Source organism: Methanosarcina spelaei, assembly GCF_002287235.1.
Classification (GTDB): domain Archaea; phylum Halobacteriota; class Methanosarcinia; order Methanosarcinales; family Methanosarcinaceae; genus Methanosarcina; species Methanosarcina spelaei.
In genome coordinates this window covers 1-16,814 of the sequence record NZ_LMVP01000012.1, presented here as the reverse complement: position 1 = coordinate 16,814, position 16,814 = coordinate 1, and the positions used below count along the sequence as shown (strand labels likewise).

Below are 16,814 nucleotides of genomic sequence, written 5' to 3'. Positions count from 1 at the left end.
TTGAGGCTGAGGAATTTGAGGCTGAGGAATTTGAGGCTGAGGAATTTGAGGCTGAAGAATTCGAGTCAGATGAAACTGAAGCGGAAGATCGAAAAGTACAGGATCTCAAAAAAAAGGCCTCAAAAACAAGGACTTCAGACAAAGAGTAAATTGACCTCATACATGATGAAATGGCCTCTAACGAAAGCGCGAGTCTCAAAACTAATGAGAAGGTTTGTTTTTATCTGATAAGAGACACTTCCGGCTACGAGAGATGTAGGACTCAGCATTTCTTAGTTTACGGACATGAGCAGAGGAAGTTCATGCAGACCAGGATAGAAGCCATAAAATGAAACTTAATCTTTATCTTTTTATCTGGATTAATTCAATAGACTATAGTTTGATGAACTACATTTCGATGTGCCTTGTAAAAAGAATGAACACTTTATAAAAGGCACTTATCCTGACTTATATCTGACCTTTTTTTATACTTTCTTCTGCTTTCTTCTACTTCTTTCTACTTCGTTCCACTTTTTTTTACTTCTTTCCACTTTTTTACTTCTTTCCACTTTTTTACTTCTTTCCACTTTTTTTACTTCTTTTTACTTTTTTCATTCCTTTTTACTTTCTTCTACTTTCTTCTACTTTTTTCATTCCTTTTTACTTTCTTCTACTTTTTTCATTCCTTTTTACTTTCTTCTACTTTTTTCATTCCTTTTTACTTTCTTCTACTTTCTAAAATGTAAGAATCTTAGAGTCGATTTAGACCCAAATATTAATAATATTCTGGATAATATAATTCTCAGGAAATAATATAGGGTTGGGGGAAATTTGATTGGAGTTTTTAGATGCTTCTTGTGAAGCTGCCAGAGGAGTGAGTCTTAATTCTGCGCTATTGAAAACAATTTTATCGAAAATAATTCTCCTTTTGCTGCTTACTCTATGCCTGGTGTCTTTAGCCAGTGCAAAATACTCACTGGAAGGAGCTAAGACAGATATAACTGTTAATGCCAGCGGGGTAGTCCATGTTGAAGAATCGATTTCATACGCATTTGATGGTGATTATGCTGATATTCACAGGGAACTCAAAGCGTTGCCTGGAGAATCTATTCGAAATGTAAGGGGACGCTGTTCGGACAAAGCATGTAAACTCAAAATTGAACCGATTTCAGAAGGGTACAGACTAATAGGCGAGCTTCCAGATTCCACTCCGAAAAAATTGACACTTTTTATTTCTTACGATTATTATGGTGCAGTTAAAGTTCACGAGGATGTCTCCGAATTAAGTTATAAGCTGTGGGGAGGCGAATGGGAGAAACCTCTTAAGAGCTTTAAAGGGAATGTTATTCTTCCGGTGAAAAACGAAAGCGAAATCCGATACTGGACTCATCCGGTTGCTTATACACAGGAAGCGAATATGGGAAACAATATCATTAGTTTAAGGACAAGAGAAATACCATCTACTCAATGGTATGAAATCCGAGTGGTTTTTCCAAGGATTGCATCCTCAGGTTTCGGTTCTGTCAAGGTAGATGAGGTTAGAGGACTTGAAAAAATAGTAGCTACTGAAAATGTATACCAACAGAAAAATTCGATTTTAAATAGCCTTTACAGGAAGACTTTTCTGTTTGCACTATTTGTTCTTGTATTTCCTTTACTTATATACTATAGATATGGAAGAGAACAAAAAATCGTTTATGATAACGTTTCTGAAATAAAAGTGCCTGAGAATTCCAAACCTGTATTAGTGAATGCCATTATAATGGGAAATAAGGGTACTCCCACAATAGACGGATTTACTGCCACGATTATGGACCTTGTTAACCGCGGCTATATCTCTTTGCGAAATTTGAAACCTGAAGAGATAGGCTCAATCTATACCCCAGAATTAAACTCATCCCATAGATCAGAGTCAGACTTACCCTATAAATCGGACTCGGAATCGCCCTATACATCAGAATCCGGATTCAGAGATTTTATGGTTGAACTTGTTAACAATGAAATATATTCAGATGCGGATTCAGATGCGGAAGGAAAATTATCCGAGCTGGAAGATTTTGAAAAAGATGTACTTTATCTGTTAAAAACTCATGCTCCTGAAAGAAAAATCTCCTGGAAGAAACTTGAGACGGAATTACAAAGCGGAAAGAATTTCTATAAATTCCTAACTTCCTGGAATAGAAAAGTTCAAGTACACACTACATTTGATAAATATTTTCAATTTACAGGAAATATATACATATACTGGTTTGCCCGCACCATTCTAATAGCTTCAATTACTTATTATATTCTGATTTCAGGATTTTTCCCTTCAAAGGCTTTTCCTCTGGCTTCAAAAATAAATGTACTGACCAGTTTAATCGGGATTTTCGGGTTCGCTATGATAAGGTGCTCAGGCATGTTCATAACAATATTTGGGCGCTGGACCCCCGAAGGAAGCCTTTACTACAAGCAATGGGATAATTTCAAAAAATATATTACAGACCTTTCTGCTCTTAAAGAACACCCTCCTGAATCAATAGAGACCTGGGACTCTTATCTGGTGTATGCTATATCCCTAGGAATTGCAAAGGAATTGCTTCAAAACATGTCTCTGATCGTTCCGTCAGAACAGTTAAGAGAGAGCAACTTCTATCCCATAAGTTCCAACTATAACCGATCTGAGTATAGTTCTGGAAATGTTTCCACTTTATCCTATTCTGGAGATATAAATCGAGAAGACGATAATACCGGTAGCAGCTAATAGCTGAAAACACAGAAACAACTGAAAACACAGAAACAACCGAAAACACGGAAACAACTGAAAACATAGAAACAACTGAAAACATAGAAACAACTGAAAACACAGAAACAACTGAAAACACGGAAACAAAAAAGAAAAATACTATAAAAATAACATTTCCCGGATAAGATAAAACGGTGCCGAAAAATGGACATTACTCACTTTTTAAATCAGATAAAAGCTTCCAGCCGCTATGAAAACCAGATCGTTCATAATGAAAAAATTCCTGCAAGGGAAGCTCTGTGTTCTCCTCTTCCCCTTGAACAGCAGGTAAAAGCAGCTCTTTCAGGCATAGGAATCGAAGATCTGTATGTGCACCAGGCAGAAGCTATAGAAAAAATTCGGGAAGGAAAGGATATCGTACTCTGCACGACTACAGCAAGCGGAAAGTCCCTTACTTACATGGTTCCTGTTTTTGAAACTATTCTCAATGAACCCGAAGCAACTGCCCTTTATATATCTCCTTTAAATGCACTTGTAAATGACCAGTTAAAGTCTTTTCTGGAATTAGAAAAGGCACTGAAATCAGGTGCAGGTATAGCTCGTTACACAGGCGCCCTTTCAGAGGCCGAGAAAAGGAAGGTAAGAGAAGGGCAAACTAATGTAGTTTTAACAAATCCTGAAATGATTCACATGAGTTTTCTTGCCTGGCATCATCTCTGGAAGCGCTTTTTCTCAAACCTCAGGTTCATAGTCGTTGATGAAAGCCATTACTACAGGGGAGTTATAGGCAGTAACATGGCAAACCTGCTCAGGCGTCTTTTGCGCGTGGCTGAGTACTATGGAGCCTCTCCACAGTTCATCTGCTGTTCCGCAACGATCGGAAACCCGGACGACCATACTGAAACTCTTATCGGGAGAAAAGCTTCGGTTATTGAGAACAACGGTTCTTTACAGGGCAGCCAGCAATTCGTTTTCTGGAATCCACCACTTTATCTGAATAATAAGGGTTGTACACTAAGGAGAAGCAGTTTTTCCGAAGCTTCCTCGCTTTTTTCTAAGGCTGTGCAGGCAGGCTTTCAGACATTGGCCTTTACCCGATCCAGGCAGGGAGTTGAGAGGATGTATAAGAGTTGCAAGGAGATATTGAGAAGCAGAGATAGCCCTCCTGCAATCTGCTCGTACAGGAGCGGCTATTTTGACAGGGAAAGAGAAGAAATCGAAAAGAAAATGAATTCAGGGGAACTTAGAGGGGTTATTTCTACAAATGCTCTCGAACTGGGGATAGATATAGGAGGGCTCGATGCCTGTATTCTGGATGGTTACCCAGGAACGGTAATGAGTACCAGACAGCAGGCAGGCAGGGCAGGCAGGAGTGGAAAAGAAAGTCTTGTTATCCTTGTTGCAGGCACAAATGCCCTTGACCAGTATTATATGAGAAATCCTGCCGACTTTTTTGCAAGAAGCAGTGAAAATGCTGTGCTCAATCCCAAAAACCCGTATATCCTTTCAGGGCACCTGCTCTGTGCCGCAAAAGAGATTCCTCTGCAGGCGTCCGATGAGAATTTCTTCGGTAAAGGGTATCCGAGAGTTGTGGAACTTCTGGAAGCCGAGGGCCTGCTTGCAGGTGACGACCTGAAGTATTCTACGGACCCGTTTCCGTACAAACACGTTTCGCTTCGGGGAATCGATAATAATACTTACTCTCTCCTTGCTTTTGAGGGGGAAAAGCGCTTCCCTATAGAAAAAGACATTGAGGAAACCCTCACATTCAGGGAGTGCCATCCAGGGGCGGTTTATATACACAGGGGGGGATCATATCACATAAACAGGATCGACCATGAAAAGAAAGAAATCCATGCCATAAAAACGCATGATACCTATTATACGAAACCCATGATCGACTCGTCCGTGCTTGTGCAGGAAACCTATGCGGTAAAACCGATTTTGCATGCATCGGAAGTCGAAGTCGGGCTTGGGGAAGTTGAGGTAACGGACAGGATTATAGGGTACAGGAAAATCCAGGCCCAGAGCAATGATGTAATGAGCGCTCACTCCCTTGAGATGCCTCCTGTAAGCCTTCAGACAATGGCTCTATGGCTTAAGCTTCCGGACAGGCTGCAGGAACTGGTAACAGAACACAAGCTGGGTTTTGCAGGTGGGATCCATGCAATCGAACACGCGATGATTTCAATGTATCCTCTTCACCTGCTTGTGGACAGGAGCGATGTAGGCGGAATTTCCACACCGTCTCACCCTGACCTCGGAGGCAAAAGCGGGATATTCATTTATGACGGGCATCGGGGAGGAGTTGGGTATGCTGAAAAAGGTTACGACCTTATAGAAGAGGTGCTGGATGGCACTTTAAAAGCAATCGAGAGCTGCCCATGCGAAAGCGGCTGTCCAAGCTGTATTCAGTCCCCAAAGTGCGGTAACAATAACGAACCCCTGGATAAACATGCTGCAATTATGCTCCTGCACGAACTCCTTGGAAAAGCTCCTTATATTCCGCCTGAGAGAAAAGAAAAGCATCTCTCCGAAGTTAGAGCTTCCAGACCAGCTCCCGAAAAAAAGAACACGGAAGATGCTCTAAGCAGAGTCAGGCGCCAGCTCAGGAGGGAAACCATAAAACAGGAAACTCCGGCAGCGCAGGAGAAAAAAGAAAAAACCTTTATTGCCACGGACGGAAGCGGAGGAATGATAGGAGTAATCTCTGCCCCTGCTCCCGAAAAAGCTGCCGCAAAAACTTTTCACCAAAAATTTCGAGGAAAAAAAGAGCCTACAAGAGAGAAACCTCTTGAAATCTGCATCAGAGACCTTGGAGCAGGTAATGATTATAACTTTTGGCTCTGGATTGAAGTTTCAGAAAACGAAGGATATGAAGCCAATAACGAAAAAAATAATAAAAAATTTGTGAAGAAACTAATTATCAGGAAAGTGAACTGAAAAAAGGAAACAGAACAATTACTTTTATACTGAAATAACGGAAAAAGCCAGAAATTGAAGGCGAAAGGGTAATAGGAGATATCAATTGAATCTGACAAGACAAAACCTTTCAACCCACTTTCCGCAGATGTACACAAAAATGCCACTTATTATCTCAATACGGCAATAAGCTAAAAACTTAAAATCGGATTTGATGAGATAATATGGCAAATCGGCAAATAAATTCTACATCTGTGTACATCTGCGGAATGTAGGTTTCAACAAACTCTTTCGCCTTATTCGAGTAAATTCTGTAGCCAGTTATATTTCGTCTCTATTTATTTTCCAGATAATCAGTTCTCTTTTGAAGATATTCATTATTTTTTGAATATATTCCTTATTTTTTGAAGACTGTGATGTACTCAGGTATGAGTTTAGTATTACTGCCATTTTCATTCATCCTGCTTTCGGCAGGTCGACATAAAAATCCATTCAATTTTTCTATTGATATCGTTTTTTTTAGAACTTTTGATATTTAATTTAAATCAAAAATTACTAAATGTTAACCATAACATAATTAATATATATTTATAATATATGAGATAAAAGACAAATCATGCTAGATAGATAATCCGCAAGATGCTGTTTTTTAACTTAACCTACAAAAAATAACAATTAAGAATATTTAGATGTTGGAATGTGCTTGCTGCCGAATGTAGGATTCATCACTATAAGGCTTATATTATATTTTCCAGGTTCAGTAAATGTATGAGTTGCATTCAAAGCATGTTTTGAATTAATACCATCCCCAAAGTCCCAGATCCAGGAAGTCGGTCCACCTGTGCTATTGTCGGTAAACAATACTTTTAACGGGGCCATTCCATAAGTAGGGACTGCAGAGAAATCTGCAACAGGTTTTAGTGGTTCTTGCCCCTCTTTCGAAACAACGCACATATAGATACCGGAGTTTCCATTACGACCACCAATCCATACGATCTTGTCTCCATAGATGACAGGCTCTAGAGGTGATGATCCATTGGTGGTTATCTGAATTTTCTTCTGCGTGGAAAAGTCGTACATATAGATAACTAGACTATTATGAGACTCTGCCCACACAACTTTATCCTCATAGATGGCAAAAGAATATGGTTGATTGGAGGAAGTAGCGATCTGAGTTTTCTTAGAAGTTGAGAGGTTGTACATATAGATTATACTTTTTTCATCGTGATACTCTGCCCATACGATTTTGTCTCCGAAGATAGCAAGTCCTCCCTTTATTGATTCATTGCCATTAATCTGAGTTTCACTGGAAGTGGAAAGATCGTAGATGTAAATATCTGAGTTTTCAGACTCATGGCGATTAGCACACCACACTATCTTGTCTCCATATATATCAGGAGTTAAACCATCTGATATATTACTGGTAATTTGAGTTTCATTCTGAGTAGAGATATCGTACACGAAAATATCGGAATTTGAGAAATTTTGAATATCGCCATTACGGTAATCTTTCCAGATGATCCTATTTTCATATATTTTAGGATTCGAGGCTGATCCGTTAGTAGTGATCGGAGTCTCCTTCTTAGTGGAAAGATTATACATCCTACATTCGGCAGCAAGCACATTCTAACACTTAAATATTCTTCATCATTAGTTTTTGTAGTTTTAGTTAAAAATCAGTATCATGAGGACTAAATATCTATTCTGATTTGTCGTTTCTCTCCTTTTGTTACAAATATATATTAATAATGTTATGGTTAACATTTAGTAATTTTTAATTTAAATTTAATTTAAATAGTTCTGAAAAAAACGATATCAATAGAAAAATTGAATGGATTTTTATGTCGACCTGCCGAAAGCAGGATACATGTAAATATCTCCATTCCCATTACGATAATCATTCCACACAATTCTGTCACCATAGATATCAGGAGAAAAGTCATATGATTCGCGGGTAGTAATTTGAGTCTCATTGTGAGTAGAGAGATCGTACATGTAGATATCAGAATTTCCGTTGCGACTGTCTGTCCACACTATCCTGTCCCCATAAATAGCGAGCTGATGACCTATTTTGTATGTGATCTTATATTCAGTAAGGACATACTCTCCATCTACACGTCGTACAGGAGATGTCGTTATTGAAAATAATTTTGAAAAAGATCCTTTTGAATTGCTCACAGTCAGGTTGACAATATAAGTTCCCGGAAACTCATATTTATAAACCGATGTTTTGTTTATGGAATCAATAATGCCATCATTGTTAAAATCCCATGTTCTTTTTCCCACATTTTGCGAAAGATCGGTAAAAAGGACAGAAAGGGGAGCCTGGCCGCTAGTAATATTAACATTGAAATTTGCTGTAGAAAGAACTTCAGCCTCATGCACAATGATTTTCTTAGTTTTTGAGGCCTTACCGTTTGCATTGCTTACTGTCAGATTAACAGTATAATTTCCTGGAATTATGTATTCATAAACCGGATCTTTTTCCGTAGAGTCTGAGATCCAGTCATTGTCAAAATCCCAGTTCCATGCAATTGCATGTTGTGATAAATCTGTAAACTGGACAGCTAGTGGGGCAAGCCCCTGTGTGGTATTGGTACTGAAGTTTGCAACAGGTAGATTCTGCATTCTAGATATAGATGCGAGAGGAAGAAAATCGAAATCGCTTTTATTGACATTATAGGGAGAATCGCAAATCCAATCTCCATTTGAATCCGTACATGTCTCGGAAAAACCGGTTCCATTCGGATTTGCCCAGTAATTGCCGCCCAAATAGGACCCGCCTACAATATTAGTACCTGAAACACGTGAACTATTCCAGGTATACTCACTATGATTTCCCAGCCTTACGTTTATAGTGTTGTTAAAGTAGTTATTATACCTGCTTTCGGCAGGTCGACATAAAAATCCATTCAATTTTTCTATTGATATCGTTTTTTTTAGAACTTTTGATATTTAATTTAAATCAAAAATTACTAAATGTTAACCATAACATAATTAATATATATTTATAATATATGAGATAAAAGACAAATCATGCTAGATAGATAATCCGCAAGATGCTGTTTTTTAACTTAACCTACAAAAAATAACAATTAAGAATATTTAGATGTTGGAATGTGCTTGCTGCCGAATGTAGGATTATAGATTCGTTCATCAAACTCCCGGTCTGGAATAGAAAGCCCGCATTCCGCACTGGAGATTATTATATTGTTTAATATATCAGTACTAGAGTCCATCACAGTAATTCCAGTGCTGCAGTTCAGGAGCGTATTGTTATGAATTCTGGAAGGCGACTGAGAAATATCTATCCCACAGTAACAATCTATAATGCTATTATTAATGACATCTATGCCGTGATCATATGTACTGACCCCGTAAGAACTATTTAAAATTATATTATCAGATATTTCATCTCCTCCCCCGCAACAGGCAATGCTTATACCCCAGCCGTCTGAGATCTCATTTTTAGATATCAGGTTAAGCGAGCACCATACTCCCAGAAAAATGGAGCCTTTTTCAATATTGTTGTCTGTTAGGTTATTCCTGCTGCTTTCGCCCATAGAAATAGAACCATTGAAGAGAGAGTTTTCTGAGATTGTGTTATAACTGGAATATGACAGAGAAATGGATCCTTCTTCAAGCGTATTGTCTCTCAGATTATTCACGTTACTGTTTTCATTTAGATAGATCGAACTGTTGAAAAGGAGGTTTTCTGAAATTGTGTTCTGATCGGCATTAACAAGGTAAACTCCCAAACAGTTTTCAAATAGAGTATTACCTGTAATTTTGCAGTTTCTAGTATTCTTAAGGCAAATCCCAGATGGATAGTAAGTATAATTTCCTTTAGCTCCGGTTATATTGAAGTCGCTCAGAGTTACGTTATTGGCTGTTATAAGGAAAATGCTTTTGTTTTCTTCTGGAGATTTTACCAGTACCTCAGGGTTTTTCGATTCCGACCTGATAGTCAGCGAGGTGACGTTAACAACTATACTTTCGTTATATGACCCAGGCATGACGGTCACTGTATCTCCTGAGGACGAATTGTTTACTGCTTCCTGAATTGATCGGAAATCTGCATCTGAACCACTATTATCTACTATCCTGCTTTCGGCAGGTCGACATAAAAATCCATTCAATTTTTCTATTGATATCGTTTTTTTCAGAACTATTTAAATTAAATTTAAATTAAAAATTACTAAATGTTAACCATAACATTATTAATATATATTTGTAACAAAAGGAGAGAAACGACAAATCAGAATAGATATTTAGTCCTCATGATACTGATTTTTAACTAAAACTACAAAAACTAATGATGAAAAATATTTAAGTGTTAGAATGTGCTTGCTGCCGAATGTAGGTACTATAATCTCCCTGGCGGATGCAGGGTTATAAACTTCAATCATAAGAAAAACAGCAACCGCTAAAAAAACGGTTAATTTATTTACCCACACCTGTAATTCCCCCGTTAAACCAGAAAATCACACTAATAATATCTGAGACATCTCAAGATACATAATTTAAGAACTAATAGAACTTATTTTTGGCATTATATAATCCTTTTTGCCTTCTTGATAAAAATGCGGCATGTTAGAAAACTATCTGCTATTAAAAAGACTATAAATTCTTAGATTCATGTTCTAATATGTTTAATTTCTTAAATGCTTTAATCTTGGACTTGATACAGATAAAATACATTAAGATTTCAAGCAAGATGGAAATTTTGAATCTCAAAGAAAGAATAGTGTTCTCAAAGAGATTAAAACGCCTACAATCAAACGAGAGTTTACTGCACATACCTTAACTTTGCAGGAATCATAGATCCCACTTTCCGCAGATGTACACAAAAATGCCACTTATTATCTCAATACGACAATAAGCTAAAAACTTAAAATCGGATTTGATGAGATAATATGGCAAATCGGCAAATAAATTCTACATCTGTGTACATCTGCGGAATGTAGGATAGATAATTAACAAGAGATAAGGAAAATATAAAGTCAAGAAAAAACACCTGCACAAGAAACTGAAATTAAGAAAAAGAAACGGACATTAAATAACTTGCCACGCTACAGGCAAATTAAAATGTTAACTAATTAATAAGGAGTAACTGATTTTTCAATTTAAGATATACTCATTTATTTTTGGAGACTGTAATATACTTTGGCATGATTCTGGTGTTGCTACCATTTTCATTCGTTACTGTAAGACTTACATCGTACTCTCCTGGTTCAGTAAAGGTATGCGTGGCGTTTAAAGCGCGTTTTGACTTAATGCTGTCTCCGAAATCCCAGTGCCAGAAATTCGGTGAACCTGTACTGTTGTCAGTAAATAATACTTTTAAGGGTGCATTTCCTGATGTTATATTAGCAAAGAAGTCAGCAACAGGTGTTTTTAGTAAAGGGTCTATTTCCGAAATATTACATATGTAAATATCTAAGTTTGCGTAGGGAAAAACATCTGTATATTTACGCGAATCCATCCAAACTATTTTGTCACCATAGATTGCAGGGCTTGACTGCCCTGATTTATTTGAGGTAATCTGAGTTTCCGTGTGAGTAGAGAGATTATACATATAAACATCGTTATTTCTATTGCGATAATCTTCCCATACTATCCTCTCACCATAAATGGTAGGACTAAATTGAATTGATTCATAGGCGGTGATTTTGGTCTCTTTAGATGTAAAGAGATCGTACATATAAATCTGGCTACCGTTCATGTAAACTAGCCTGTCACCATAGATTTTAGGATTCGATGCCAAGCCACTGGTAGTGACTCGAGTTTCTGCAGACGTAGAGAGATTATACATGTAGATGTCAGTTTTACTCCGTGTATCATTGCCGTTACGATAATCCTGCCAAACTATTCTATCCTTGTAGATTGCAGGATATTCCTGCCGTGATTCATTTGTGGTAACTTGGGTTTCCCTGGAAGTAGAAAGATCATACATGTAAATATCAGCGTTTCCACTGCGTATATCTCGTATATCTGTATATACTATCCTATCTCCGTAAATAGCAGGATTTCCTGCCTTTCCGCTATTGGTGATTTGAATCTCTTTGTTAGTGGATAGATTGTACATATAGAGATCCTTTTTTTCATTACGATAATCTGCCCATACTATCCTGTCACCATAGATTGCAAGCTTTGTATTAGGATCATAATATAAACTATTGGTAGTAATTTGAGTTTCCTTGGAAGTAAAGAGATCGTACATGTAAATATCGTAATGTCTCCACCCATTGCGGTCATCTAAAAATATTATTTTATCTCCGTAAATGACAGGCATTGTCTGATTTGATTTATTTGTAGTGATCTGAGTCTCCGTGAGATTGTATTGAGGCCGATTGGATGCTGTTACGGGATATAGTCTTGATGAAGTACCGTTTGCATTGCTTACTGTCAAATTAACAGTATAGGTACCGGATATCGGGTATACATAAACCGGTGTTTTATCTGTAGAATCAGTAACTCCGTCATTATCGAAATCCCATATTCTGGATGTTGCATTTTGCGAAAAGTCTGTAAACTGGATAGAAAGAGGTACATAACCAGCAGTTACGTTGACACTGAAATTTGCAACAGGAAATACCGGCTGTTGATCTTTGGATCTAGAGACAAGAGGAAGAGAATCAACGTCATACGCACTGGCAGTATAGACAGAGTCACCAATCCCATCTCTGTTCCAGTCATTACAGGTTTGAGAGAATCCGGTTCTATCTGGCTTTGCCCAGAAATTTCCACCAAGGTAAGAGCCATCTATGATATTGGTGCCTGAGGTTTTTGTGGTATTCAAAGCAACAGAAATTTTTCCAGCGCTAATGTTTGTTGCCTTTGCAATATAATAGTTGCCTGTATAGTTGCCTGTGTCATTAAAGAAATTGATTGTGTTATTGAATATATTATTGTAGAACCGATTAGTTCCATTGTATGGAGATTCACTAACTTGGTTGATATATATTCCGTATTGCTTGTTTAGTTCCACCCTGTTATTGCTTACCAGATTACCGGAAGAATCATCTTCTAACGATATTCCGATATTGTTGTTTGAAATCGTGTTATTTAGGAGTGAATTAACTCCTGCCTGTTCCATGGTAAAACCACCCACCAATATTCCAATGTTGTTTCTCAAAATTTTGTTATTTGAAAATAAGTTGCCTCCTGAGTCCCCAACATAAATTCCTTTGTCATTAGACATCAGAGTATTATTGTAAACTATGTTAGATCCCGTGAACCGAGTTATATATATGCCGTTACTACAATTTACAATTGTATTGTTTTCTATATCAGAAGAAGCTTCACTAAGGAAGATTCCAGATTCTGGACTATTTGAAATATAATTGCCGAGGATTTTGTAGCTACCACCTTCAACTACCCCTATACCCCCGTTCAGAAGTGTGTTATTAAACAAAACGCAATTATCGGATCCATGAGAAATACCAATTCCTCCGTTAACAATTAGATTGTCAGAGATTGTAAAATTAGAATCTGCCCAAGGACCTTCTATGCTGATACCTGAATTTAAAACTACATTTTTTTCAATAGTGGAGTTGTAACATTGGTCAGCATAAACACCTGATTCCAAAATGTTATTTTTAACAGTACAATTTTCAATTTTACCATGCGAGACCTCATCCGTGGGACGACCTTTCAAAACTAAATTTTCTCGTATGCTAAGTCCACTTACGGTGATATTGTTTGCACTAAGTTTAAGTGCTCGAATAATAGTATCATTAGGATTTTCAGAATCGGAAAGGATACTTATGTTCTGTACCCCAATATCTACGCTTTCGTTATAAAAGCCTGAATAAACAAAAATTACATCTCCTGAGGACGAATTGCTTACTGCTTCCTGAATCGATCGGAAATCTGCACTTGAATTATTAGCATCTACCACAATTTCCCTGGCAAATGCAGAATTTTGAACCGAAGTTATAAGAAAAACAGCAACTAATAAAAAAACGATTAGTTTATTCACCCACATCTGTAACTTCCCCCGTTAAACCAGAAATATCACATTAATAAGATCTAAAGTCCTCAAAAAAGGATATATGATCTAAGCATTAAAAGAACTTATTTCAGGCATTATATAATCTTTTGTGCTTTCTCAGTAAAAATAAAGCAGGTTAGAGAATTATTTGCGATTTAAAGGCAATTAATTCTCAAGTTTCTTATTTTAACATGTTCAAGTTCTTAAAATATTTAGCATAATACTTGATCCAGAGGTACGGTATTTCAAGCTAGATTCAGGCTAAATGGAAGTTTTTTATACGACATTTCATACTTTATTATATTATAGGGGAAGAATTTCCAGAGGAAAAAAACTGCTTGCAAAGATTACCTATCTTACAGGCTTTTGTTTGTCTTTCATAGCTTGAATTTTCCGTTTTTCTATGATCGGGCATGTCTAAAAAATATAAAAGAACTTAACATAACTTTGAATGTGAAAGTGCATTTGCAACGTAAGGATCAGGTGAAAAATAATTTAGAACTCGCATATGAGCCTCATTCAGGCTTTGGGATTTTAAAGAAGAGACTTTGAACAAATTTTGTTTTAAATTGCCCACAACTTCTAGAAATTTCAATTAGTGAAACTAAGATTTCTGAAAAAAGAAATTCTTGAGACTGGAAACTTTGAATTATTTAAATGTTCAAATAAATCGTAAGGGGTGCTACGCATGGATGATGAAAACAGATTTTCGAAGGAAGGGGAGAGAAATTTAGACTATGATATAATAGTTGTAGGGGCAGGGCCTGCTGGAATGTTTGCAGCTTACGAACTTGCGGAGTTAAAGCCGTTGAAAATTCTTATTGTAGATATGGGCAGGGATATAGATGAGCGCCTGTGTCCTATGAAAACTCAGACGTACTGCATGCACTGCACACCCTGCGATATTATGTGCGGAGTAGGGGGTTGTGGTACTTTTTCGGACGGAACCTTAAACCTGCGGCCTGATGTTGGAGGAGACCTGGCAAGTCTGACAGGCGACCAGACGGAAGCCTGGCAGCTTGTAGAAAGAGTGGATGAGGTTTTTTTGAAGTTTGGAGCCCCCCAGGGAGCTCTGCTGACAGAAGGCCCGGAAATAGAGGAGCTTAAACGCAGGGCGGCCTCGGTGGGAGCTCGGTTTATAGAGATAAAGCAGCGGCACATAGGTTCGGATAATGCCCCTGCAGTTATAGGCCGCTTCAAACAGAATCTTGTTAACAAAGGAGTGAACTTTCTGCTTGAGACCGAGGTAAAAGATCTGCTGATTGAAGAAGAGACCTGCAGGGGCATTATACTTTCCGACGGGCAAGAACTCCGAGCCAGTTATGTGCTTTTGTCACCCGGAAGGCGGGGCTGCAACTGGGTTTCGGAGATGATTGAAAAACACGACATCGAAGCCAGATATGGAGGAATTGACATCGGAGTAAGGGTGGAAGTTCCTGCAATTGTTATGGACCCTGTGACGAAAATCAACCGCGATCCTAAGTTCCATATCCAGACTCGCCGTTACGATGACTTTGTCCGGACTTTCTGTACAAATATGCGCGGATTCGTCGTAAAGGAGGAGTATGAGGGCTTTATCGCAACTAACGGCCACTCCCTGGCAAACGCGGAATCTGAAAACACAAATTTCGCTTTTCTTGTCCGAATCGAGCTTACCGAGCCAATTGAAAATACTACAAAATATGCTCGTTCAATCGCAAAACTTGCAACCACGATAGGGGGAGGAAAGCCAGTTCTTCAGCGCATGGGCGACCTGAGAAGAGGACGACGCTCTACAAAAGAACGTCTTGCAAAAAACCTTGTTGTAAATACGCTCAAAGACGTCACTCCGGGTGATATTTCGATGGCTCTCCCCCACAGGATAGTTATGGATATAATCGAAGGTCTTGAGATCTTAAACGAGATAATTCCAGGTGTCACCTCAGACTCGACCCTTCTGTATGCCCCTGAAGTCAAGTTTTATGCAATGCACCTCAAAGTCGACAGGCAAATGGAAACCAGCATCAAAAACCTCTTTGCAGCCGGAGACGGAGCAGGGCTCTCAAGGGACATAGTCAACGCCGCTGCTACCGGAATTTTGGCAGCTGAAGGAATAATGAAAATGGTCAAAGAGGAGAAAGAAGCAAAAGCAGAATCAAGAGAGTGACCGGGGCAATAAAATAAGCTAAAAATGAGTAGAAGCGAAAAAATAACTGAAATTAAAGAAAAAAGAAAGGAATAAACTGGAATTAACGGAAAAAAAGAAGAATAGTTTGAAATTAAAGAAAAAAGAGAGGAATAAGCTGATAAACAGAAAAAAGTGGTGATAAGTGAAAGAAAAAACGGAGAGAACACTTTATCTAAAGGAAGATTGCGTTCCCACCTGAAAGCCCGGATTTATTGGTAGACATTAAAATTCTAGCTTCTTAGTCTGAAAAGAGGTTTGGAATGAAATTCGTTACTGGATCTGAATTTTAATCCCTTCACTTGTATACTGCAGATTTTTGTGGAGTAGATGTTGCTAGTAGAGTTTTGTTTAGATAGATGGGAACGCAAGTTATACCATGAGCTTATCTTATATAATATTTTTAGTGTATAATGTTATTTTACTGATATAATGTTAGTGAAAATAGTAAACTTTAGTCCATTGATTTAACGATTATGTTACCAGCATAATGGACATCCTATAAGTCCAGACGGCTTAAAACGATATTAATGTAAAAATATCACTTCAAATTTATTTTTGAGATTTTTTTTCTTAGGTTTATTTTCAAATTCATTCTATAACTATTGTATTAAAGTAAAAACTAATAGAAAACGATTATATAAGTTCAGTTCATTGGTCATCGGTTAAGGAAAAATCGTTATCAATTGCATTGATTTTCATAAAATTTGTTAAATTATTCATCAAATGCAAAACTGGAATCTGATATCGATTTCAATTTAAACACTAAACATTTGGGTTTGAGTTTTTCCGTCGAAATCGAGATCAGCAGCTCAAAATCCTTAACCGAATACAAATGAAGTTCAGTTATATTAAAAAAGCACAGAGAAACCGGATGATTAATCTGTATATATCGGCGCTTCCTAAAGAACCTAAAAATTACAAAAAGTATCTCGAACATTCGACATTGATGTTTAATGCCTTTTAGATTTAAGGTCGTGTCCCTAAATCATTGACTTAGTTTTATATAATCTTGAATCTATTATTAT

The 16,814-nt window shown here is 37.6% G+C and carries 8 protein-coding genes; 3 read left to right on the top strand and 5 right to left on the bottom strand.

The features are described from left to right. Positions 1–814 precede the first annotated feature (814 nt). Both ASJ81_RS01220 and ASJ81_RS01215 read left to right on the top strand, forming a co-directional pair. Positions 815–2,722 (top strand): DUF2207 domain-containing protein, encoded by a 1,908-nt coding sequence (locus ASJ81_RS01220; protein WP_095642879.1) that lies wholly within the window; start codon positions 815–817, stop codon positions 2,720–2,722. A 186-nt stretch (positions 2,723–2,908) separates the two neighbouring features. After that, on the top strand, positions 2,909–5,647 hold the full coding sequence (locus ASJ81_RS01215) for a DEAD/DEAH box helicase (RefSeq protein WP_095642878.1): 2,739 nt from the start codon (positions 2,909–2,911) through the stop codon (positions 5,645–5,647). A 654-nt stretch (positions 5,648–6,301) separates the two neighbouring features. Here ASJ81_RS01215 and ASJ81_RS01210 read toward each other — a convergent pair. The 5 genes from ASJ81_RS01210 to ASJ81_RS01190 all read right to left on the bottom strand — a co-directional run bounded on the left by ASJ81_RS01210 (position 6,302) and on the right by ASJ81_RS01190 (position 13,616). After that, positions 6,302–7,249: a PKD domain-containing protein gene (locus ASJ81_RS01210; RefSeq protein ID WP_141241555.1), complete on the bottom strand. Its 948-nt coding sequence runs from the start codon at positions 7,247–7,249 to the stop codon at positions 6,302–6,304. A gap of 216 nt (positions 7,250–7,465) precedes the next feature. Then, entirely contained in the window at positions 7,466–8,542 is a 1,077-nt protein-coding gene (locus ASJ81_RS23495; protein ID WP_095642876.1) for a PKD domain-containing protein, read from the bottom strand. 179 nt (positions 8,543–8,721) lie between these two features. Continuing rightward, positions 8,722–9,765, bottom strand: coding sequence for a right-handed parallel beta-helix repeat-containing protein (locus ASJ81_RS01200; protein WP_141241554.1), 1,044 nt, complete (start codon positions 9,763–9,765; stop codon positions 8,722–8,724). 132 nt (positions 9,766–9,897) lie between these two features. Continuing rightward, positions 9,898–10,083 carry a hypothetical protein gene (locus tag ASJ81_RS01195; protein ID WP_095642874.1) on the bottom strand — a complete coding sequence of 62 codons (186 nt, stop codon included), beginning with the start codon at positions 10,081–10,083 and terminating at the stop codon, positions 9,898–9,900. A gap of 680 nt (positions 10,084–10,763) precedes the next feature. Further along, on the bottom strand, positions 10,764–13,616 hold the full coding sequence (locus ASJ81_RS01190; RefSeq protein WP_095642873.1) for a NosD domain-containing protein: 2,853 nt from the start codon (positions 13,614–13,616) through the stop codon (positions 10,764–10,766). 694 nt (positions 13,617–14,310) lie between these two features. On the opposite strand from ASJ81_RS01190, the gene ASJ81_RS01185 reads away from it, so the two are divergent. After that, on the top strand, positions 14,311–15,768 hold the full coding sequence (locus ASJ81_RS01185) for an NAD(P)/FAD-dependent oxidoreductase (protein ID WP_095642872.1): 1,458 nt from the start codon (positions 14,311–14,313) through the stop codon (positions 15,766–15,768). The last annotated feature ends 1,046 nt before the right edge of the window (positions 15,769–16,814 follow it).